Source organism: Actimicrobium antarcticum (genome assembly GCF_039536745.1).
Taxonomy (GTDB): Bacteria; Pseudomonadota; Gammaproteobacteria; order Burkholderiales; family Burkholderiaceae_D; genus Actimicrobium; species Actimicrobium antarcticum.
In genome coordinates, this window is record NZ_BAAAZE010000016.1 from 194421 (window position 1) to 216479 (window position 22059).

General features: G+C 58.5%; 17 protein-coding genes. 12 read left to right on the top strand and 5 right to left on the bottom strand.

The window, feature by feature from the left end:
* The first annotated feature begins 2 nt into the window (after positions 1–2).
* Positions 3–1400, top strand: a complete 1398-nt coding sequence (locus ABD720_RS19135) for an efflux transporter outer membrane subunit (RefSeq protein ID WP_344765821.1) — start codon at positions 3–5, stop codon at positions 1398–1400.
* 28 nt (positions 1401–1428) lie between these two features.
* Here ABD720_RS19135 and ABD720_RS19140 read toward each other — a convergent pair whose 3' ends face one another.
* Positions 1429–3153: an amidohydrolase family protein gene (locus ABD720_RS19140; protein ID WP_344765822.1), complete on the bottom strand. Its 1725-nt coding sequence runs from the start codon at positions 3151–3153 to the stop codon at positions 1429–1431.
* Positions 3154–3233: 80 nt separating this feature from the next.
* Positions 3234–3710 (bottom strand): CesT family type III secretion system chaperone, encoded by a 477-nt coding sequence (locus ABD720_RS19145; RefSeq protein WP_344765823.1) that lies wholly within the window; start codon positions 3708–3710, stop codon positions 3234–3236.
* A 219-nt stretch (positions 3711–3929) separates the two neighbouring features.
* Between ABD720_RS19145 and ABD720_RS19150 the strand changes: the two genes are divergently transcribed.
* The 11 genes from ABD720_RS19150 (at position 3930) to ABD720_RS19200 (ending at position 19552) form a co-directional block, all read left to right on the top strand.
* Complete coding sequence (locus tag ABD720_RS19150) at positions 3930–4349, top strand: type III secretion system chaperone family protein (protein ID WP_344765824.1); 420 nt, start codon at positions 3930–3932, stop codon at positions 4347–4349.
* A gap of 244 nt (positions 4350–4593) precedes the next feature.
* The gene (gene flhB, locus ABD720_RS19155; protein WP_344765825.1) at positions 4594–5736 is read left to right on the top strand and encodes a flagellar biosynthesis protein FlhB; all 1143 of its coding nucleotides are present in this window, start codon (positions 4594–4596) and stop codon (positions 5734–5736) included.
* Between the two features lie 451 nt (positions 5737–6187).
* Positions 6188–8290, top strand: coding sequence for a flagellar biosynthesis protein FlhA (gene flhA / locus ABD720_RS19160; protein ID WP_344765826.1), 2103 nt, complete (start codon positions 6188–6190; stop codon positions 8288–8290).
* Positions 8287–9630: a flagellar biosynthesis GTPase FlhF gene (gene flhF / locus ABD720_RS19165; RefSeq protein ID WP_344765827.1), complete on the top strand. Its 1344-nt coding sequence runs from the start codon at positions 8287–8289 to the stop codon at positions 9628–9630. Before flhA ends, flhF begins: the two co-directional genes overlap by 4 nt.
* On the top strand, positions 9623–10447 hold the full coding sequence (locus ABD720_RS19170; RefSeq protein WP_344765828.1) for a MinD/ParA family ATP-binding protein: 825 nt from the start codon (positions 9623–9625) through the stop codon (positions 10445–10447). The genes flhF and ABD720_RS19170 overlap by 8 nt, the downstream gene beginning before the upstream one ends.
* A 31-nt stretch (positions 10448–10478) precedes the next feature.
* Positions 10479–11213: an RNA polymerase sigma factor FliA gene (locus ABD720_RS19175; protein WP_344765829.1), complete on the top strand. Its 735-nt coding sequence runs from the start codon at positions 10479–10481 to the stop codon at positions 11211–11213.
* Positions 11195–11935 (top strand): flagellar motor protein, encoded by a 741-nt coding sequence (locus ABD720_RS19180; RefSeq protein WP_344765830.1) that lies wholly within the window; start codon positions 11195–11197, stop codon positions 11933–11935. The genes ABD720_RS19175 and ABD720_RS19180 overlap by 19 nt, the downstream gene beginning before the upstream one ends.
* 8 nt (positions 11936–11943) lie before the next feature.
* Positions 11944–12786 carry a flagellar motor protein MotD gene (motD, locus tag ABD720_RS19185; protein ID WP_344765832.1) on the top strand — a complete coding sequence of 281 codons (843 nt, stop codon included), beginning with the start codon at positions 11944–11946 and terminating at the stop codon, positions 12784–12786.
* A gap of 191 nt (positions 12787–12977) precedes the next feature.
* Positions 12978–14018, top strand: coding sequence for an ABC transporter substrate-binding protein (locus tag ABD720_RS19190; RefSeq protein WP_344765833.1), 1041 nt, complete (start codon positions 12978–12980; stop codon positions 14016–14018).
* Between the two features lie 6 nt (positions 14019–14024).
* Positions 14025–17474, top strand: a complete 3450-nt coding sequence (locus tag ABD720_RS19195; RefSeq protein ID WP_344765834.1) for an ATP-binding protein — start codon at positions 14025–14027, stop codon at positions 17472–17474.
* A complete protein-coding gene (locus ABD720_RS19200; RefSeq protein ID WP_344765835.1) occupies positions 17471–19552 on the top strand; it encodes a diguanylate cyclase domain-containing protein in 2082 nt (693 codons plus the stop codon). The genes ABD720_RS19195 and ABD720_RS19200 overlap by 4 nt, the downstream gene beginning before the upstream one ends.
* 132 nt (positions 19553–19684) lie before the next feature.
* On the opposite strand, the gene ABD720_RS19205 is transcribed toward ABD720_RS19200, so the two are convergent.
* From ABD720_RS19205 to ABD720_RS19215, 3 genes are all read right to left on the bottom strand, one after another.
* Entirely contained in the window at positions 19685–19999 is a 315-nt protein-coding gene (locus ABD720_RS19205) for a hypothetical protein (protein WP_344765836.1), read from the bottom strand.
* A gap of 95 nt (positions 20000–20094) precedes the next feature.
* A complete protein-coding gene (locus tag ABD720_RS19210; RefSeq protein ID WP_344765837.1) occupies positions 20095–21321 on the bottom strand; it encodes an MFS transporter in 1227 nt (408 codons plus the stop codon).
* Complete coding sequence (locus ABD720_RS19215) at positions 21305–21763, bottom strand: MarR family winged helix-turn-helix transcriptional regulator (RefSeq protein WP_344765838.1); 459 nt, start codon at positions 21761–21763, stop codon at positions 21305–21307. The genes ABD720_RS19210 and ABD720_RS19215 overlap by 17 nt, the downstream gene beginning before the upstream one ends.
* Positions 21764–22059 lie beyond the last annotated feature (296 nt).

Below are 22059 nucleotides of genomic sequence, written 5' to 3' on the forward strand. Positions count from 1 at the left end.
CGATGCCCCTGATTCCACGTTCCCGCTGGCTGGCGCCGGTCGCTTTTACTGTGCTGGCCGCCGCGATCAGCGGTTGCGCAGTCGGCCCGGTGTACCAGCGTCCGGTACTGGCCACACCCGCTTCCTACAAGGAATTGCCTGGCTGGGTGCAAGCCAATCCGGCCGATGCGATCGAGCGCGGCGCATGGTGGGCGTTGTTCAATGATCCGGCGCTCAATGCACTGGTGACGCAGGTCGAGGTCTCGAACCAGAACGTCGCTGCCGCCACTGCGGCCTATGCGCAGGCGAGGGCGCTGGTGCGCGAACAGCGCGCCGGACTGTTCCCGGTGGTCGGACTCGATGGCAGCGGGCGTCGTGCCGGTGGCGACGCAGCGGGTGCGGCCAGCACCTACCAGGCCAGTATCGGTGCCAGCTGGGAGCCGGATGTCTGGGGCCGCCTGAGCCGCACGGTCGACAGCGCCAGCGCCTCCGCGCAAGCCAGCAATGCCGACCTCGCATCGGCCTTGCTGGCGGCACAGGGCGAACTGGCGATCAATTATTTTTCATTACGCCAGACCGACGCGCAAAGCGCGCTGCTGCAAACCACAATCACCGGTTTCGAGCGCTCGCTGGCCATTACGCAGAACCGTTACCAGGCCGGCATCGCGCCGAAGACCGATCTGTTGCAGGCGCAAACGCAACTGGCCAACGCGCAAGCCGAACTGGTCGGACTGGTGCGCCAGCGGGCCCAGCTGGAACATGCGATCGCGGTGCTGGTCGGGCAGGCGCCGGGCAATTTCACGCTGGCCATGGCGCCGTGGACTGCGACCTTGCCACAGGTTCCCGTCGGCGTGCCGTCGACGCTGCTGCAGCGTCGGCCTGACATCGCCGCCGCCGTACGCCGTGTCGCGGCCGCCAACGAACAGATCGGGATCGCCCAGTCGGCCCTGTATCCAAGCCTGAGCCTGAGCGCTAGCACGGGTGTCGGTGCCAGCCGGATCGGTGAGCTGTTCTCGGCGTCGACGGCGGTCTGGTCGCTGGGCTTGTCGACAGCGCAGGTGCTGTTTGATGCGGGCGCCCGGCGCGAGCGTATCAACGAGTCGCGTGCGGCGCAGGAGCAGGCGGCGGCGCGCTACCGGCAAACCGTGCTGGTGGCTTTCCAGGGAGTCGAAGACCAGCTCTCCGCGACCAGCGTGCTGATGCAGCAGCAGGTCTTGCGTGAGCAGGCCTCGCGCGCGGCCGACGAAACCGAAGTCCAGACGCTGAATCGCTACCGCGCCGGACAGGTCGCCTACACCGAAGTGGTAACCGCGCAGGCCAGCGCACTTGGTGCGCGGCGTGCGCTGGTGCAGCTGGCAGCGGATCGGCAGGTGACGGCAGTGGCGCTGATTCAGGCGCTAGGCGGCGGCTGGACGGAGTGAGCTGTGCTGGTCACTATTTGGTATGCACCTAGTACCACGGTTTGCTGTTCGGCTTTTTAGGCGTCGACACACTCGACCGGCCCCGCTGTGATCCGGACGCGCCGCCGCGCTGTGCCTCAAGCAACGCTTCCAGCTCCTCGATGCGCCTGCCTTTGGAGGCATTTTCGAGAATTTTTTTGCCCAGCATTTGTCGCAATTCCAGTCGTTCGTTTGCTTGACTGATTTCGTGATGGTCAAAGGTGCGCGTGGTGCACACCTCAGTGCTCTTCATGCGGCTGTACAGCGCATCCCGAAAAATCCTGATTGCCGGAATATCCAAACGCAGTGTTGAAAAGTCGCATAGCTTGTCGCGCATGAATGGCAACACATGATTTTCGAATTTACGTACCGCGTCACGGGCACCCTTGATGTGAGTTTCGTAGCTTTTTTCGAGCACATTCAGGCGAGCTTCGGCGCTCAGGCCACGCAGGAGGTCCTTGTAGGCGATCAGGGTTTGCGACCAGTGCTGGTTCGATTTTGGTGCAAGAGAATCTGAACCGAACATGATACGTGACGAATGTTTTTCCAGGAATTCGGTCCACTGGCTCACGCGCAGACGGGCCTCATTGATGGGCAGATCAACCCCGGTTAACTGTCGCGCTACTTCACTCCATGCAATATCCAGAACCAGGTTCGGGTGCAACGCCAACATGTCTTCGAGGGCATTCAAATGCCCCTTCGATTGCTTCACGAAGCGCCCCAGTCCACCTGCATGCGCCCAGATGATCTTCGTGTCCCTGACTTTGGTGTCGCCGATGAAGGCACTGAACGCGGCCAGATTTTTTGGATTCCCGTCCTTGTCGGGAATCCAGTCATCGATATCGCAATGCAGGCAGACCGGCATGCCGGCCACCCCGAACGCGGCCATCAGTTGTTTTGCGGGTTCAATGTTGGTATCGCCTCCGTTATGACGGGCAATGTACGGAACTGGATGCAATGACGCCTGGCCGTCGCGTTCAAACATGTGCTCGACCAGTTCCTTGTTGAAGGTCAGTTCACCACCACCGGTAAAGACGCCGGGATTACGCGCCAGTTTTTTGAAGAGCGCGAAATCGGCACGGGTGCTGCCCAGATGCAGCCCTGTGATCATCGGATCAAGTACATTTTGTTCGTCCGGTTCCAGTTGCTTGAATTCGTCGGCAGTATGGTCATCGACTTCCGTGTCCAATGACAAGGTGGCTGCCGAGACGGCACACGCCAGAATCTCCGGCGTCAGCGTAACGCCGCGGTGGTTGAATTCCGCAGGTAAATAATAGCGGGGGCCGCAATGGTGCAAGCCGCCCGGAATTTTCATCAACTCATAGTGTTTGTAAGCCTTGTCGCCCTGTAGCGGAATGATGCTGGTGGGGATGGGCATCACGACAGAGGTCATGCAGTTGATCATCTTCATCCGCAGCACCAGTTCTTTGAGACCAATTCCTTTTTGAATGTAGGACCACGGGTGCATGTGTGCATCATTGTGCCGGGGGAGATCGTCGCGATCGTAACTGTTGCGATCGGCATGGCGTGCACGGGTGGCCGGCGACACTTCGTGGCTGTAGCAGGTGTAAAAGCTTGCTTCCGATACCGACGGAAAATCGGTCCGTTCGACATGCTCTCCGAGTGGCGGAGAACCGGGTGCGTGATGGGCCATCTTGGCGGCCAATTTTTGCAGCTCCGTATCCTCGCGGACGCGTTGCAAGGTATTCGGGATGAATAAGGGGAGGTGTTGCATCAGGGGCTCGCGCAATGAGTAGCAATAAGAATCAGGAAATTATCGGCGTAATGGTCTTGATGGAATTCACGGAGGATTGGTCAGGAAACGATCGATGGTCTGGTCCGCAGCGGCAGGATAAAGGCCGGGCGCCGCATTGGTGCCGGGGTAACGTATTCCCGGCCATCCGCATATTCCCGTTGCCACCAGATCGCCTGCTCGGCCAGCTGTGCGACCGTTACCGTCAGCATGTCGACGCTTAGCGTCGCTACCGACAAGGCGCGGGCACACACCACATTTCCGGTAAGCGACGAAACACAATACGTACCATTTCGGGTCGGGAACTCCAGATAGTTTTCACGTAGCAGTCGGTAGTACACCGCTGCTTTGTTGCCATCGGGTATGGCGCCAAAGTCGACGAAAAGCAAGATCGATGCATGCTGTTTTTTTGACTGCTCGCCGAAAGCAAAGGTAAAACCATTGACCCGAAATGGCGCACCGCCTGCCAGCTTGTCCGGCTCGGGCAAACCGATGGTCGTGGCGAATTCGCAGAGTAAGCCGGTGAGTTGCTGTTGCATGGGGATTGTTCCTGTCGACGATCTGACACATTCCGTGCGGATTCGACCAGCATCGTCAATGCTTGCATCGCCACACCGCACATAGGTGTTCGGCCGATATCGGCAGTTCCAAAAGAATCTGCGGAGAGAGATGGAATTTTCTGACTGGATACACCACAGACTGCGCAGTGAATTACTTTTGGCAATGTCGCCACATCGAAACGTACGGATGGCAGTGAAATGGCAACAACTTTTGGCGAACTGATTGAGGGATTTTGCAGGCTCAAGAATCTCGATTACGTCACCGAGCTCGCCGCAGGGGCTCCGCTGTCCGTGGACGGTACCTGCTGTGCCTTGATCCATAACGACATGCTGGATGCAGACGTGGTGTTTCTTTACGTTGAATATGCCTATGCGCCGCTGGATCGCCTGAGCGAAATTTATCAACACCTTCTGCGTCAGAATCACCTGAGTTTTGATGGGCTTGGACCGGGGTATTGCATCTCGCCGACCACTGGCAAGATCGTTGAAGTCACGCGACTGGCATTGCCGGAACTGACCCCGGATCGACTGGCCAGCACGCTGGTCGTACATGCCGATCGTTGCCGGCGCTGGCGCAGGATCAATCTGCCGGATGACGTGGAAACGCCGGTCCGGTAAGTCGGGTTGGCGGGTGCTGGTGCTCGTCGACCTGAGAAAAACCTTACTTGGACGCTGATGTCACTTATTCAATCCAAGCATGACTTGCCATGGATGACGTCTGTCGGGATCACCCGTTGCGGAACAACCGCGTATTTCGGCGCCTGTTCTGCCGATGATGTCTATTACTTAGGCGCAATAATGACGGCAAGTTGGACACTGACCATTACCCCGATGGCAGATCCCTTCATGCAAGGAGTGTGCGGTGTCTGATGACAGCGACATGGAAAAAACCGAACCGGCCTCGCAACAGCGCATCGACAAGGCGCGCGAGAACGGCGATGTGCCGCGCTCGCGCGAACTGGCCACCTGCACGATCCTGCTGGCAGCCGGTGCAGGTTTGTACATGAGTGGTGGCAGCATGTTGCAGCAGCTGAAAGCGACGCTGATGTCGGGCCTGACGTTCGATCGGGCGCAGGCGTTTGACTTCAGTTTGTTGCTGACCCGGCAGGGCGGGCACCTGGCTGATTTGCTGGTGGCGTTTGCGCCGCTGGCAGGCATCCTGATGCTGGTCGCGCTGGCATCGCCATTGCTGATTGGCGGCTGGCTCTTCAGCACGCAGGCGTTGTTGCCGAACTTTGGGCGGATGAACCTGTTTTCCGGGCTCGCCAAACTGGTGTCGATGAACGCGTTGGTGGAACTGGGCAAGGCACTGGCCAAGGCAGCCATTGTCGGATCGATTTCGTATCTGGTGATGTCACGTGAAATCAGTGAGGTCTTGGGCTTGATGGTGGAGCCGGTGCAGGCGGGCACGCTGCATACCTCGAAGCTGCTGTTCACCAGTTACATGCTGATCGTGATGGGACTGGTGATCATCGCGGTCATCGATGCACCATACCAGATGTGGAGTTACGCCAAGAAGATGATGATGACGCGCCAGGAAGTACGTCAGGAAGCCAAGGAATCCGAGGGAAACCCTGAAATCAAAGCCAAAATCCGCGCCCAGCAGCGCGAGATGGCGCGGCGGCGGATGATGTCCGAAGTGCCGACTGCCGATGTGGTCGTCACTAACCCGACCCACTATGCGGTAGCGCTAAAATACACCGACGGCAAGATGGGCGCACCGCAAGTGGTGGCAAAAGGTGCCGATGCCGTCGCTGCCAAGATTCGTGAACTGGCAGCAGCCAACAACGTACCGCTGCTGGAAGCGCCACCGCTGGCACGTGCGCTATTCCGGCATGTCGAACTGGGCGATCCGATTCCCGAGACGCTGTACACCGCGGTGGCCGAGGTACTGGCGTATGTGTTTCAGCTCAAAGCCTACAAGAGCGACGGTGGCAACCGTCCTGAAAAGCCGCTGGATATCGATGTGCCTGCCGGGCTTGATCCGTTGAATCCGAGTGCGTAACCGGCGCCGGAGGCGGGAATGGGGCGGTGAGTGACGGGTTGATTGACGTCGATCCCAATTGGCTCTGACCCCCCCCATTAATTCAGGTACGAAGCGGGGTAATTAATTGGGGTCAGACCCTAATTGATTGTCAAGCCGGTACGCTTACAGCTTGTGGCACTAGCTCGTCCGATTGCCGCTTCCCTCTGCTCTGATCCACCTTTCCCGGACGCATCATTGCGGAATACCCGCGATTTTCCCCTCTTGTTCGCCGGATGACTTTTCTTACTTCGGCGCAATAATTCAACCTGATCGGAAAACTATCGTCATGTCGATGACGAGGTGGTTCCGGCAAGGAGCAAGCGGTGGTCAACGACAACAGCATGGAACGGACGGGATCAGCACTGCGGTGCATGGCTGTGCCGCGCACGCGCCAGCTGACAGCTAACCAGCCTGCATCCGGAGCTGCACAATGAATAGCTTCAAGCTTCCGCTGTGGCTGAGCGGCCCGAACAGCAAGGCGATCGCTGCGCCTATCATCATCATCATGATGTTGTCGATGATGATCCTGCCGCTGCCAGCCTTCGTGCTGGATGTGTTTTTCAGCTTCAATATCGCGCTGTCGGTGATCGTGTTGCTGACCGCGCTGTACACCATCAAGCCGCTCGACTTCATGGCGTTTCCGACCGTGCTGCTGGTCAGCACCATGCTGCGCCTGTCGCTCAACGTCGCCTCGACCCGGATCGTACTGACCGAAGGCCATACCGGCGCGGATGCTGCCGGCAAGGTCATCGAGGCCTTCGGTCACTTCCTGATCGGCGGTAACTACACGGTGGGTATCGTGGTCTTCATCATCCTGACCATCATCAACTTTACCGTCGTCACCAAGGGTGCCGGCCGGATCGCCGAAGTCGGTGCGCGCTTCGCGCTGGATGCGATGCCCGGCAAGCAGATGGCGATCGATGCCGATCTCAATGCAGGACTGATTGCCGAACCCGAAGCCAAGCGTCGCCGTACCGAAGTCGCCCAGGAAGCCGAGTTCTACGGTGCGATGGACGGTGCCTCCAAATACGTGCGTGGTGATGCGGTCGCCGGCATTATCGTGACGGTTATCAACATCATCGGTGGCTTGCTGGTGGGCTTGTTGCAACACGACATGGGCTTTGCCGATGCCCTGAAAAACTACACGCTGCTGGCGATTGGTGATGGCCTGGTGGCACAGATTCCTTCGCTGATCATTTCGACGGCTGCCGGTGTGGTGGTCTCGCGCGTGGCCAGCGATGTCGATATTGGCAGCCAGCTGGTCAACCAGTTGTTTGCCAAACCCGAGGTGCTGTACATCACTGGCGGCATCATTGGCGGCATGGGCATGATTCCCGGAATGCCGCACCTGGCCTTCATCCTGCTGGGCCTGCTGCTGGCTGCTGCCGGTCATGCCGCTTCCAAGCGCAACAAGGTCGCACCGGAAGCGGCGCAAGAGCAAACTGCCGCCGCTGCTGCCGCAGCACAGGCGGCACCGGTCGAGAGCGAAGAAGCCACCTGGCAGGACATTGTTCCGGTCGATACGCTCGGTCTGGAAGTGGGCTATCGCCTGATCCCGCTGGTCGACAAAACCCAGAGCGGCGAACTGCTCAAGCGCATCAAGGGCATCCGTAAAAAATTCGCCCAGGAAGTCGGGTTTCTGTCGCCGCCAGTCCATATTCGCGACAATCTCGAACTCAAGCCATCGTCCTACCGGATCACGTTGAAAGGTGTCGAAGTCGGTGCCGGCGAAGCATTCACCGGACAGTTCCTGGCGATCAATCCTGGCATGGTGACCGGCACGCTGGCCGGTACCGCAACGACCGATCCTGCGTTCGGCCTGCCGGCTGTCTGGATCGAGGGCGGGATGCGTGAGCAGGCCCAGGCCATGGGTTACACCGTGGTGGATGCCGGTACCGTGGTGGCAACGCATCTGAATCATCTGATCACCACCCACGCTGCCGAGCTGCTGGGCCGCCTGGAAGTGCAGCAACTGCTTGATCATCTGGGCAAGGAATCGCCGAAGCTGGTCGAAGACCTGGTGCCGAAAATGGTCTCGATGTCGACGCTGCAAAAAGTCCTGCAGAACCTGCTGACCGAAGGTGTGCACATCCGCGACATGCGCAGCATCATCGAGTGCCTGGCCGAGTTTTCGGGCCAGGTGCAGGACCCGAGCGAGCTGACCGCACTGGTGCGCATCGCACTGGGTCGCGCCATTGTCCAGCAGATTTTCCCGGGTACCAACGAGCTGTCAGTGATGACGCTGGACAACCGGCTGGAACGCTTGCTGATGCAGGCATTGCAGGCCAGCGGTCCGGACGGTGCCGGCATCGAACCCGGTCTGGCCGATACCTTGCAGTACCAGACCCAGCAGGCCACCCAGCATCAGGAGCAGCTCGGCCTGACGCCGGTCTTGCTGGTACCTGCGCCGCTGCGTGCGTTGTTGTCACGTTTCCTGCGACGCGCATTGCCACAACTTAAAGTCCTGTCGCACGCCGAATTACCCGATACCAAGACCATTAAAGTCACCAGCCTGGTTGGAGCTCAAGCATGAACGTCAAAAAATTCTCCGCAAGCAGCTCGCGTGATGCGCTGCGTCAGGTCCGCGAAGCACTCGGACCGGATGCCGTCATCCTGTCGAATCGCAATCTCAATGGCATGGTCGAAATCCTGGCCCTGGCCAGCGAGGACATGTCGTCGCTCGCAGCACCGATGGTCGAGCGCGAAACCCTGCCGGCGCAGATCGCCTTGCCCGAACAGGAGTCGACCATGTTGTCGGCATTTGCCAGGCGTCGTAGCGAAGCGGATCAGGCCGCTGGTCTGGCTGGTGCGCTGGAACAGTCACGCAATGCCAATGCCCGTGTCGCCGAAGCGGCTGCGCCCGGCAAGAGTGCCCGCGACAGCGACAGCGACGGCGCCAGCACTGCGATGGCGGCGATGATGAGCGAGATCCGCTCGTTGCGCACCATGATGGAATCGCAGTTTTCCGAACTGTCGTGGTCGTCGCAGCAAAAGCAGGAGCCGATCAAAGGCGTCGTGATGCGCGAAATGCTGGCCGCAGGATTCAGCCCGAGCCTGGCGCGCCACCTGACCGAAAAAATGCCGGCCGGTTGTACCGCAGCCGCAGCGCTGTCATGGATCAAGTCGGTCCTGAGCCGCAACATCAGCGCCATCGGTGACGAAAGCGCGATGCTGGAACAAGGCGGCGTCTTTGCCCTGGTCGGCCCGACTGGCGTGGGAAAGACCACCACCACCGCCAAGCTGGCCGCACGCTGCGTGATGCGCCACGGCGCTGGCAAGCTGGCGCTGATCACGACCGACGGTTATCGTATCGGCGGCTACGAGCAGTTGCGCATTTACGGCAAAATCCTCGGTGTGATGGTGCATTCGGTCAAGGATGAATCCGACCTGCGCATCGCCCTCGATGAACTCAAGAACAAGCACACGGTCCTGATTGACACGGTCGGCGTGAGCCAGCGCGATCAGATGGTGACCGAACAGGTCGCGATGCTGCAAGGCGCCGGTTCCCAGGTCAAGCGACTGCTCTGCCTGAACGCTACCTCGACCGGCGAGACCCTCAATGAAGTGGTGCGCGCCTATCAGGGCAGCGGCCTGGCCGGTTGCGTGATGACCAAGCTCGATGAAGCCGCCACCATCGGCAATGTGCTGGACGTGGTGATCCGCCAGAAGCTCAACCTGTTTTACGTGGCCAATGGCCAGCGCGTGCCGGAAGACCTGCACGTCGCCAACAAGCAGTACCTGGTCGATCGCGCCTTCAAGCTCAAACGCGAAACCACGCCGTTCCAGTTCACCGATGCAGAACTGCCGATGTTAATGGCTGGCACCACCCGTTCCTCGAATGACAGAACCCTGCGCGAGGTGAATCTTGGCTAGTTTTACAACCGATCAGGCAGAAGGATTGCGGCGCATGCTGGCCGGTCCGAAGCCGCGCATCATCAGCGTCGTCTCGGCATTGGGCGCAGAGGAAAAATCCAGTACTCTGGTCAATCTGGCGGCCTCGCTGGCACGTACCGGCAGCAACGTGCTGTTACTGGACGCCTGTTCCGCATCGAACGGCCTGGCGCAGCGACTGGGCGCGGCACGGGTTGCCACGCTGATGCAGGTGGCGCGTCAGGAACGTGGTTTGAATGAAGTCGTGCAGATGCTGCCGCAGGGTTTTGGTGTCGCCACGCTGACGCGCGAAAACATGCGCAGTGCGATGCAGGACATCGATCAGGCGCGTCGACTTGCCAATGCGTTTGGCGTACTTGCGACCCAGAGTGACATCACGCTGGTCGATGCCGAGCTCGATGCCGACGACGCATTTCCGTTGCCAGCCATGCAGCGTGGAGAAATCGTGGTGCAGGTCTCAAGTAGCGGTAGCTCAATTACGGCCGCCTATGCGATCATCAAGCGATTGAGCGCACAACTGGGCCGTCGGCCCTTCGGCATTTTGGTCACCGGCGCCAGCGAACGCGAAGCACAACAGGTATTTGCCAACATGGCGCAGGCGGCCAGCCGGTATCTGGCGCTGGAATTGACTGCGATGGGGTCGGTGCCGGTCGATGCCGATTTGCGTCGGGCCACGCAGCTTGGACGCTCGGTCATCGATGCCTTCCCGATGGCACTGGCGTCAGTGGCGTTTCGTCGCCTGGCCGGACATTTTGCGAACACGGATGCGGGGGCCATGCGCATGCCCGGGTTTGCCTGATGGGACATCAACCAAGGAGTTTTTGAGTTTCATGTACACACCCAGCGGAAAATCGGACAAAAATCATCTGCTGGTGCAGCACGCGCCGCTGGTCAAGCGACTTGCCCATCAGATGAAAGCGAAATTGCCGCCCAGTGTCGAAGTCGACGACCTGATCCAGGCCGGCATGATCGGCCTGCTCGATGCCATTAACCGCTACGAAGAAACCCACGGTGCGCAGTTCGAAACCTATGCCGTGCAGCGCATCCGCGGCTCGATGCTCGATGAATTGCGCAGCAGCGACTGGCTGCCACGCAGCATGCGCCAGAACATGCGCAAGATCGAAGTCGCGATGCAGGCTTTGCAGCAGCGTCTCGGGCGTCCGCCGCTCGAAACCGAACTCGCCAAACACATGAAGATGTCGCTGACCGAGTATCAGGAATTGCTGGGTGAGGGCGGTGGGCATCAGCTGGTGTACTACGAAGATTTCCATGACACGGCCGAAGGCAACGAGCATTTCCTGGACCGCTATTGCACCGACCTGTCGGACAATCCGCTGCAAACGCTGCTCAATGCGGGCTTTCGCAATGCCGTGATCCGCGCCATCGAAGCCTTGCCCGAACGCGAAAAAATCCTGATGGGCCTGTACTACGAACAGGAAATGAATTTGAAAGAAATCGGTGCCGTGCTGGGCGTGACGGAATCGCGCGTGTCGCAACTGCACAGCCAGGCGATCGCCCGGATGCGCGCTTTCCTCAGGGAGAAAACATGGACTGGGGTAGCGTAGCCGGATTGGTGCTGGCACTGCTCGGCATCGTGGTCGGGCAGTGGCTGGAAGGCGGGCGGCTCGGCGCGCTGATGCAGCCGACCGCCTTCATCATCGTGATGGTCGGCACACTCGGTGCGGTGCTGCTGCAAAGCGGCTGGCCGACCTTCCGGCGTGGCATCGTGATGGCCGGAACGATCTTTCGCAAGGCGCCGGACCAGCATCGGCTGCATGCCTCCGATGTGGCGATGTGGAGCCAGGTTGCGCGGCGCGAAGGCTTGCTCAGCCTGCAGCGCTTCATCACGGGCAGCGACGACCCCTTCATCGTCAAGGGCTTGCGTTTGCTCACGGATGGTGTTGATCCGTACAAGCTGCGTGAAATCCTCGGCATTGAAATCAGCAGCTACGAAAACCGGGAACGCCAGGCCGCGCGGGTCTGGGATGCGGCCGGCGGCTACGCACCTACCATCGGTATTCTCGGCGCCGTGCTGGGCCTGATTCATGTGATGGAAAACCTGTCGGACCCGAGCCGTCTTGGTGCCGGTATCGCGGTGGCGTTCGTCGCCACGATTTATGGTGTCGGCCTGGCCAATCTGGTGTTTCTGCCGATCGGCGGCAAGCTGAAAACCGCCGTCAACAATGAAGTCATCCGCTTTGAAATGCTGGCCGATGCGTTTTGTTGCATCGCCGCCGGCGACAATCCGCTCTCGATCGAAGAGCGGATGATGGCCTACGAACGGTAGCCTTTGCCATGGCCAAACCACCCATCGATGCTTTGCGCAGTGACGCCAGTCCTACCGCGCGCAGTCGCAAGCATTTCGATGAAGACGCACCCAGTCATGATCGCTGGCTGATTTCGTACGCCGATTTCATTACGCTGCTGTTCGCCTTTTTTGTGGTGATGTATGCGGTCTCGTCGGTCAATCAGGGCAAGTATCAGGTGCTGTCACAGTCGCTCGTATCGGCATTTGGCAACGTGCCGGGAGCGATCCCGCCGCTGGTCAAAATGAGCGACCAGCCAACCCTGATCGTGCGGCGTCCGCCTGCCGCAGAACGCCAGCGCACCGAACAGCTGCGGCGTGAAAAAGAAAACATGACGACGATTGCACGCGATGTCCTGAAAGTGCTGTCGCCGCTGATCAGCTCGGGCAAGGTGCGGGTGACGCAAACCAGTCGCGGCGTCAGTATCGAGATCAATGCCAGTGTGCTGTTTGCTCCCGGCGAGGCGGGCCTGACCGGAGAATCCGGTGCGGCACTGAGCGCGATTGCACGCGTGCTGAGTGCGGATACCCACGCGATCCAGATCGAAGGCCATACCGATAACGCGCCGATCAGCAATGCCGCCTTTGCATCCAATTGGGAGCTCTCCAGCGTTCGTGCCAGCAGCGTGGTGCGCTTGTTTGCCGAAAACGGCGTCGCCGAGAATCGCCTGACGGCGGTGGGACACGGTCCGAACAAACCGGTGGGCGACAACGACACGCCGGAGGGACGGCTACGCAACCGGCGCGTGGAAGTGCTGATCCTGGCCGTTTTGCCGGAGGCGGTGACGGAAGTGCCTGTGACGGTGGCGCAGCCGCAGAGTCCGGTCCCGTAGGCACTGGCTCGGTGGCCCGTTGGCCCGGTTTTACTCTGGTATATTTCACTCAATAAATGGAGTGTTCACACGAATTGCCGGGAACAGACACAGTGCGATGTGTAACGTGCGCGCTGGCATGATGTGCTTTGCACGAAGGGTGCAGCAACTGACAGCGATGCGCTTTCCTGTCGACAGAAACGGAGCGCGCAATGAGCATTTCGCATCGCCTGATATCGCGCAGTTGGCGCAGGTGGAATTTATTCCTGCTGGTCGCAGCCGGGCTCGCCTGCATCGCGGCCTGGTTTTTTTTGCAGGACGATGTGACCACTAATTCGGCCGCCTTGCGCAATGTGGTGATCGCGCTGCCATCTCAGGTCAGTAGCGGCGCCGCGTTCGTGGCAAAAAATAAAAAACTCTTCGAAAGACATGGCGTGAATGTCACCGTCCAGCCTTTCGCCCTCGGCATGCAGGCTTTGAAATCGGTACTGGACGGTCACGCCAATCTGGCAGTCGTCGCCGATACGCCATTCATGTTCGCTGTCATGCGCGGCGAAAAAATAGCCATCCTGTCCAGCCTTTTCGATTCGCGTAAAACCATGGCCATGGTCGGACGCAAGGATCGTGGCATCTCCCGCATGCACGATCTGAATGGCAAAACCATCGGAACCATTTTCGGTACCAATGCCCATTTCTATCTGGATACCTTGCTGGTGGCGGAGGGCATCGACAGGTCGTCGGTGCGGGTGGTCGACATGAAGACGGCAGACGGGTTGATGGCGGCCCTGAAAAACGGCGAAGTCGATGCCGTGACCGCTTGGCATCCCTTATTGTCGCAACTGCAGCGTGACCTGCGTGAGCAAGTCGTTGTTTTGCTTGACCCCGATATTTTTGTGTATCGATTCGTGCTGGCGGCCACTCAGGAGTACATTGCGAGCCATCCCGTCGAGGTGCGTTCGGTACTGGCTGCGCTGGACGAGAGCATGGACTTCGTCAATGCCCGGCCCGCCGAGGCAAAAGACATCATAGGACAGGCCATCGGCATGGATCCGGCGCTCCTGTCCAGTGCCTTCGACCCTGCCGATTTTTCGCTGTCGCTGGACCAGGCCCTGCTGCTGGGCCTGAGCGACCAAACGAGATGGGCTCTGAAACGTGGCCTGGTACCTGCGCAGGAGGTACCCAATTATCTCGACCATCTACGGCAGGAACCGCTGGAATCGGTGCTTCCCAATGCCATCAAAGTGATCCACTAGCGTGTCATGACCTTAAAACTTCAAAGCAATCTCCTGGCGTGGCTTGCATGTGTGACCGTCGCCGTGATCCTCTCGGTGTTGAGCGTATTCGTCGTGAAGGTACACCGTCAGACCGAACAAATCAGGATCACGGAAAATACCGCCAAGGCAATCACCCATTTTCGCTTCCTGATCATGGAAACCGCCTTGTACAGGGACCCGCGGTCCGGCAAGCAGTGGCTGGACCGGATCGCAAGTCTGCGGCTGCTGCTGGCTAGCCAGCAGTACGGTGATCCGGCCCAGGCGGGCTTGCTCGACAAGCAAAAGGCCAACCTGAAAATCATTGCGCCGTTGTATGCGCGTTTGCTCAGTGCGGATTCGGTGCCAATTGCGACGCCGCATGCCAACTCCGACGCACTCGAGCGCACAGCAATGACGGTTAGCGCGTTGTACCTGACCACGCAGGATATGTTCGACGATACCTTCGAGCTGCTGCGGTTGAATCGCCTCGATCTGGATGCGGCCCACTTGCGGCTCGCGATCTGCATGTTGGCCAGCATTCTGGCGTTAGCGGGATTGATCGTGGCCACGTATCTGATCAATCTGCGGCGCGTGCTGGCACCGATTGCCTTGCTTCAGCAGGGCACCGAACAAGTCATGCGGGGCGACCTGACGCACCGCATTGATCTGGCGATCGGCAATGAGCTGGGCGTCTTGGCGACGACCTTCAACCAGATGACGACGCAGCTGAGCGGGTCCTATCAATCTTTGCAGCGCGAGAATGCCGAGCGTCAGCATGCCCAGCACGAATTGGAACGAACCGTGCAGCGCTTGGCACAGAAGAGCCGGGCATTGTCACTCGCCCGGGATGAACGCCAGACCATCATTGACCACATGCCCGCGGTGGTCGTGTACTGGGACAAGCAATTGTTGAACCGCTTTGCCAATACCGCGTACCTCGACTGGTTTGGCGTGACGCCACAGCAAATGCTCGGCAGGCATATCCGCGACGTCAATGGCGCCGAACACTTTTCCCGGATCGCGCCGTTTCTGAATTCGGCGCTTGCGGGGAATACCGAAATTTTCGAGCTCCCAATTGTGTTGCCCGATGGGTCTGAGCGCCATGCCCTGATTTCGTATGTGCCGGATCGCGTGGATGGCGAGATCGTCGGGATTTATGGTTTCCTGAGTAATATCAGCCAACTCAAGCAGGCCCAGAAGGCCGAGGCCGAGGCATCGTTGCTACTGGAAAGCATCGTCGATGCCGCCAGTGATTTTTCGATCATTGCCACGGATATGAATGGCATCGTCACATTGTTCAGTCGTGGCGCCCAGCGCATGCTCGGTTACACCGCAGCGGAGATTGTCGGCCGCTGCAGTCCGGCCAATTTTCATGTTGCCGACGAAGTCATTGCCCGTGCCAGCTCGCTTTCAGAGCAGTACGGTGTCCCGGTGGCGGGCTTCGAGGTGTTTGTCCACCTGGCCAGGCAGAACCTGTCGGAAACGCGCGAGTGGACCTATGTTCGCAAGGATGGCAGCACCCTGCCAATTCATCTGACGGTGACCGCCGTACGCGATCAGCGTCATCAGATCATTGGTTTTGCAGGCATCGCCAACGACATCCATGCCGAAAAGGCGATCCGCAAATCGCTGGCTGCCGCGCGCGATCAGGCCGAAGCGGCGAGCCTCGCCAAGAGTCAGTTCCTGGCCAACATGAGCCACGAAATCCGCACGCCGATGAACGCCATTCTGGGCATGCTGCAACTCCTGCAATACACCGGATTGACCCCGCAGCAGCGCGATTACGCTTTCAAGAGCGAATCGGCAGCCCGCTCGTTACTTGGGCTGATCAATGACATTCTGGATTTTTCAAAACTGGGCGCGGACAAGATGTCGCTGGAGTCGGTCCCGTTTTCGCTCGACACGCTGGTGCGCGACCTGTCGGTGATCCTTTCTGCAAACGCAGTGAACAAGGATGTCGAGATCCTGTTTTCAGTCGATCCGCGGTTGCCCGCTTTTTTGCAGGGCGATGCACAGCGTTTGCAGCAGATACTGCTCAACCTGGCGGGCAATGCGGTCAAATTCACGCTACAGGGAACGGTCGACATTGCGATCCGACAAATTAACGACTATCGCGATGCGACCGACGTTGCATTCAGTGTGAGCGACACGGGTATCGGGATTGCAGCGGACAAGCTGACTACGATTTTCGAGATGTTCAGCCAGGCTGAAGCGTCCACCAGTCGCCGTTTTGGCGGCACCGGTTTAGGCCTGACCATCAGTCAGCGTCTGGTGTCGCTGATGGGCGGATCTCTGGTCGCGGAAAGCGAGGAGGGGGTCGGCAGCAGATTTTCGTTCAACGCGATGTTTGAGAAGGTTGCCAGCGCAGACGTACGGACGTCATTCCCAGCACCCGTTGTTCTGCCGCGCTCCCGCGCATTGACCGGGTTGAGATTGCTGGTGATCGACGACAACCTGATCAATCAGCAAGTGGCGCAGGAGTTGCTGTCGGAGCAGGGTGCGCTGGTGGACGTCGCCGATGGCGGCATCGCCGGCGCCGCCAGGGTGTTCGCTGCATCGCCTTGCTACGACGCGGTTCTGATGGATATCCAGATGCCTGATATGGATGGCTACGAGACGACGCGGCAGATCCGTCTGGATTTGCGCATGCAGGCATTGCCCATCATTGCGATGACTGCCAACGTGATGTCAGGCGACCGCGAAGCGTGCCTGCGTGCTGGCATGAATGACCATATTGGCAAGCCAATCAGCATTGATGAACTTGTCAGGACTTTGCTGCGCCACTGCGCTGAAATACAGCCGGAGGACGTCATGGCAGATCCCGGTGCAGGGGGATGGGATGTACCACGCCAGCATGCCGACACAGCGGCGATCGAACTTGAACGTGCGTTGCAACGCCTCGGCGGGAATCGCTCGCTGTTTCTGAATATTGCCGGGAAGTTTGGCGCGGAAGCACGGACGATGGTGGCAAATTTGCGCGATGCTCTGGACGGTGCGAACTATGGTGCGGCGGCCGATATTTTGCATACGCTGAAAAGCACCGCTGGAACAGTGGGTGCGCAATCTTTGGCGGAACTTGCCGCCGCGCTGGAATTGGCATGTCGCGGGCCGAATCCTGCCCTGGATATCGCTGTGGTTACGCGACATATTGAGCGCTGTCTGACAAGCTGTCTGGCGTCGTTGGACGTCATCAGATTGCAGTTGTCGTCAAGCGCCGATCTGGTAGCTTTACAATCCGACGATATCGCAAAAATTCCGCTGGTGATTTTGCTGGATCGATTGGATGCGTATTTGCAGGATGCAAATATGGAGGCACTTGACGTGTTCACGATGATCGAGACCAGCTATCATGCGGAGTTGGGGGACGACTTGGTGCCACTGTCATCGAGCCTGTCCCGGTTAAATTTCAAACTGGCGCTGGAGTCCAGCCGTCGCTTGCGAAGTGGAGTTCCATGAGTGCGTCGGATTTAGCGTTGCCACCAGATGTGTTGATCCGGCTGCCTGCCGGCCGACCGCTGTTGCTGATCGTGGATGATCAGCCGTCCAATATCCAAGTGCTCTACGCAATTTTCAAAATTGACCATGACGTCTGCATGGCAACAAGTGGCGCCGACGCGTTGGCGTTTTGCCTGGCTAGGCAACCCGATCTGATATTGCTCGACGTCGTCATGCCCGACATGGATGGCTACGCTGTTTGTCGCGAGCTCAAAAACAATCCGCTGACCTCCCATATTGCTGTGATTTTCGTCACGGGACAAAACGATCCTTTGGTGGAAGCACGGGGCCTTGATGAGGGTGGTGTCGATTTCATTAGCAAGCCTTTCCACGAAAGAGTCGTCAGGGCACGCGTGCGCACCCACCTGATCCTGAAATGGCAGACCGACGAGTTACGCGTCAAGCAGCTTGAATTGCGTCAGCGACAGGCCGAGCTGGAAGCGGTCCATGATGCGTCACCACTGGCGCTGTTTCATATCGATATTTGGGGTGGGTGCACCTACGTCAATCGTGCCTACGAACAGATGTCAGGCATGGTTGACGGGGCTGCACTGGGACTAGGCTGGCGCAGGCAGATGGATCCCGACGAAGTTGCGTTGCTGCTGGCAACCTGTTCCGGCTTGACCAACGCGCAGCAACATTATGACGGCACGCATCGTTTCCGGCATATCGATGGCGGGACCGTAGTGGCGCAGGTGCGCGTCGCACCGATCGTGATTGATGACGTCGTCACAGGTTATGTCGGTACTGCCGAGGATGTCACGGAGCGACGTGCGGCTGACGCAGCGCTTGCTGCCAATGAAAAGCGCTTGCGTGTGCTGACCGATAGTATTCCGGCTCTGATTTGCTACATCGGCATTGAAGAACAATTCCAATTTTGCAATATTCACTACGAGCGCCTGCTTGGCCTCCATCCCGAAAAAATACTCGGAAAAACACTCTTGCAGGTCTACGGAGATGACGCGTATGCGGAAATGGCACCGCATGTCGCCGCGGTGCTGGCTGGCAATTCGGTTTCGTACGAGCGCTCTCTGCGGATCGATGAGCGCGAATGGTATCTGCAAAGCGAATATGTACCGGATCTGGGGCAGGACGGCCAGGTTCTCGGGTTTTACGCCATGGTGACCGATGTCACGCAGCGCCGCGTCGCAGAAAAAAATCTGGCAGCGGGTGAGCGCCGTTTGCGAACGATCACCGATAACCTGCCAGTGGCGATTTCCTACATGGATACATCGCAACGCTTTCATTTCGCAAATCCAACCTTGTATGCCTGGACGGGCACCACACCAGAGACCGTCCTTGGCAAGTCATTGCTCGAAGTAATGGGACCGGATTTGTACGAGGAGCGTCGTGTTCATCTCGAACGTGCACTGGCTGGCGAGCGAGTTGACTTCACGACGACGTCGACGATGGTTGGACAGGAGCACCATTTGCAGTCGATTTATCTGCCTGACATGGCTGCCGATGGTCAGGTCAAGGGGGTCTATACCCTCAGCAATGACATTACCGTTCTGAAAAAAACCGAACACGATTTGCGCAGGCTTGCTCGTGAGGACTCGTTGACCGGCTTGCCGAATCGGGCGCATCTGTATGACGCGCTCAACGTCGTGCTCACTCGCAACCGGCGTCGTGGCGGCGCGATTGCCGTGTTATTTCTGGATATCGATCACTTCAAGTTGGTCAATGATCGCTTCGGTCACGCCATTGGCGACCTGGTGTTGCAAGAATTTGCCACGCGGCTGACCAAGTCAGTGCGTACGACGGATTTGGTGGCACGTCTGGCCGGTGATGAATTCGTGATTATTCTGGAGGGATTGGGCGCCACTCAGGAAGCGCATCGGATCGCCGAAAAAATCCTGCAACTGGTCGGAAAACCATGGTTGCTCAACGGCGAAAAACTCGACATTACTACCAGTATCGGCATTGCCTTTGATGAGGCCTGCTTGCGCTCCGGCGCTGAATTGTTGAGTGATGCCGACGCTGCGTTGTATGAAGCGAAATCGGCTGGGCGCAACACCTTCAGGTCGCATGTGTATTGATATCGGTTCGGTAACTATCGGCCACGCCGGGCAGTAGGGGTGTGGGAACGGGAAACACGATAGCTACGTCAGTATGGTCCGGTCAGCGCCGACGAGAATTTCCGTTTGGCTTCGGCGGGCTGATCGTGCAAATTATTTACCTGACAGAACAGCTGCCTGTTGCATGATCGTCTGGTGAGCTTCATCGCGCGCATCCTTGTCGAGCAATTTGCGAAATACTGCGTCGGACAACGATTGATAACGCCGCCGGTTGGAACGCATATTGACGTGTCGCCATCCCATGATGCTCAACCATTCCCATTGCTCGTCACCCAGCGGATATTTCAGGCGCACTCTGAAATCGTTGCAGACAAGGCTGCTGCCGATCTGCGGTTTTGCACTGACAGGGGGAACGCGGCGGGCTTTGCGTATTCCAAGTACGGTACGCATCAGGTTGAAGAGATTCATGTTGAGCAATCGGTCAGGCCGGTGAGATGACTCTGATCATACCGTCCGGTCTACCTGTAATTCAACAAGAATAACTACCTTAAGTCACGTTCAACTCATGCTGGTAGAGCTGATCCGACTGGCGCTTCACGGATTGGTAAATTGACCAATGCCGCGGCCAAGGCAAGAACGATGTCGGCGTACCACATCCAGTTGTAATTGCCGAATCGCGAGATCGCCAATCCACCCAGCCACGCGCCGAAGAAGCCGCCGATCTGATGCGACAGTAACGTCAGTCCGAACAACGTTGCCAGATAGCGCGTACCAAACAGCTTGCTGACCAGGCCGGCAGTAGGTGGCACCGTAGCCAGCCACGTCAGACCCAATGCAGCGGCAAAAATGTAAAACGTCCAGGCATTTTTGGGCGCCATCAGATAGATCGCGACGATGACTGCACGACTGGCGTACATCCCCACCAACAGGTATTTCATGCGATAGCGCGAACCCAAGGCACCCGCTGACAAGCTGCCGACAATATTGAAGAGGCCAATCAGCGCCAGCGCCGTCGCAGAAACACTAGCCGACAGACTGCACAGGGCAACTTCGCCTGGCAGGTGCGTCACCAAAAACGCGATATGAAAACCACAGGTAAAAAACCCGGCATGCAGGCACAGATAACTGCGGTCGCGCAGGGCCAATCGCACTTGTTGCCCAAGCTTGACTTCAGTCAGCGAAACGGCCGCTTTTTGTACAGAGGCAGTGGCTTTTTTTCGTAAGGGCCAGGCGAGTGGAATCGTCAACAACGTTGTCGCTGCCATTGTCAGCATGGCAGCGACCCATCCGGCAGACGTGATGATCAGTTGCATCAGGGGCGCGAACACAAACTGCCCGAGTGAGCCGCCGGCATTGATGAAGCCGGCAGCAAACGCGCGCCGTTGTGGTGGCAGCGACTGGGCCGTTGCACCAATCAAAATGGAAAAACTGCCGGCACCTGCTCCCGCGGCGCTGAGCAATCCCATGCTCAGCAAGAGACCCCATTGGCTCGACATGAAGGGTGTCATTGCCATGCCGACAGCCAGCATGATTGCACCCGCGATGATGACCTTGGGCGTACCGTATTTGTCCGCCACCACACCAAAAACAGGTTGCGCCGCACCCCATACAAACTGGCCAATCGCGAATGCAAAACTGATCGAGACAATGCCCAGACCGGTCGAGGTATTGATTGGTGAAATGAACAGGCCGGTGGTCAGGCGCGCGCCCATGGTGATCATCAGGATCGCTGCGGCAGCGATCATCACGCCCCAGGCGGCGCGGGGAGACAGTTCAGTTGGTGTTTGCATGGCATTTTTCGTTAAGTAGGGGAGTCAGGTTCAGCATCGCTACATGCGCATCCTGATGCAGTGATTGCACCAGATCCACGCCAAGTGATTGTTCGAGTTCGTTTTGCGCATTGCGCCATGCCTGGTGGGCACTAGCGAGTTTGGCGCTGCCTTCGTCGGTGATGGTGACAATGCGTTGGCGTGCATCTGCGCCCGGCGACAGCCGAACCCATCCGGCCTCGATCAGCGGTTTGAGCGTCCGTGTGAGCGTAGTGCGATCTGTGGCAAGGTGTTCTGCCAGTTCAGCCATAGGCATGGCGCCGCGGGTGATGTTCTTCAGCAGTGAATACTGCGTGGTTTTCAAGCCCACGCCCGCCATGTGCAGGTCATACAGACGCGAGACAGTGCGCGTGAGTTTTCGCAGTGCGAAGCAGGTGCAACCGGGGAGGGGCGAGGGTGTCATGTGCTCGGCTAATGGCTGTGAGTACTTCGGTGACCGTCTTGGTCGCGGATAATCGTTCAAACGAAATATAGTGCATATGCACCCAATTGTGCCGAATTATTTTGATGTGATGCTTTCGCTGGCAGATGTTGGGGGACGGGTACGAACGGCTGAATGCGCCTGTACCGAGGCGGTCGATTCACTGTTGAGGCGGATACAAAAATTACTGATCCTGATCAACGGCGGGCTCAAGCGTTACTCCGGGTTGTAGAACCGCTCGCAGCCCGGCAGTCGTGTGGGCATCGATGCCTATAAGT

Bases quoted from the DNA above. Each gene is read 5' to 3' on its own strand.
- ABD720_RS19145 (WP_344765823.1), bottom strand. From the start codon at position 3,710: ATGCAACAGCAACTCACCGGCTTACTCTGCGAATTCGCCACGACCATC.
- ABD720_RS19135 (WP_344765821.1), top strand. From the start codon at position 3: ATGCCCCTGATTCCACGTTCCCGCTGGCTGGCGCCGGTCGCTTTTACT.
- flhF (WP_344765827.1), top strand. From the start codon at position 8,287: ATGAACGTCAAAAAATTCTCCGCAAGCAGCTCGCGTGATGCGCTGCGT.
- motD (WP_344765832.1), top strand. From the start codon at position 11,944: ATGGCCAAACCACCCATCGATGCTTTGCGCAGTGACGCCAGTCCTACC.
- ABD720_RS19150 (WP_344765824.1), top strand. From the start codon at position 3,930: ATGGCAACAACTTTTGGCGAACTGATTGAGGGATTTTGCAGGCTCAAG.
- ABD720_RS19140 (WP_344765822.1), bottom strand. From the start codon at position 3,153: ATGCAACACCTCCCCTTATTCATCCCGAATACCTTGCAACGCGTCCGC.
- ABD720_RS19205 (WP_344765836.1), bottom strand. From the start codon at position 19,999: ATGAATCTCTTCAACCTGATGCGTACCGTACTTGGAATACGCAAAGCC.
- flhA (WP_344765826.1), top strand. From the start codon at position 6,188: ATGAATAGCTTCAAGCTTCCGCTGTGGCTGAGCGGCCCGAACAGCAAG.
- ABD720_RS19210 (WP_344765837.1), bottom strand. From the start codon at position 21,321: ATGCAAACACCAACTGAACTGTCTCCCCGCGCCGCCTGGGGCGTGATG.
- ABD720_RS19200 (WP_344765835.1), top strand. From the start codon at position 17,471: ATGAGTGCGTCGGATTTAGCGTTGCCACCAGATGTGTTGATCCGGCTG.
- ABD720_RS19195 (WP_344765834.1), top strand. From the start codon at position 14,025: ATGACCTTAAAACTTCAAAGCAATCTCCTGGCGTGGCTTGCATGTGTG.
- ABD720_RS19180 (WP_344765830.1), top strand. From the start codon at position 11,195: ATGGACTGGGGTAGCGTAGCCGGATTGGTGCTGGCACTGCTCGGCATC.
- ABD720_RS19175 (WP_344765829.1), top strand. From the start codon at position 10,479: ATGTACACACCCAGCGGAAAATCGGACAAAAATCATCTGCTGGTGCAG.
- ABD720_RS19215 (WP_344765838.1), bottom strand. From the start codon at position 21,763: ATGACACCCTCGCCCCTCCCCGGTTGCACCTGCTTCGCACTGCGAAAA.
- ABD720_RS19190 (WP_344765833.1), top strand. From the start codon at position 12,978: ATGAGCATTTCGCATCGCCTGATATCGCGCAGTTGGCGCAGGTGGAAT.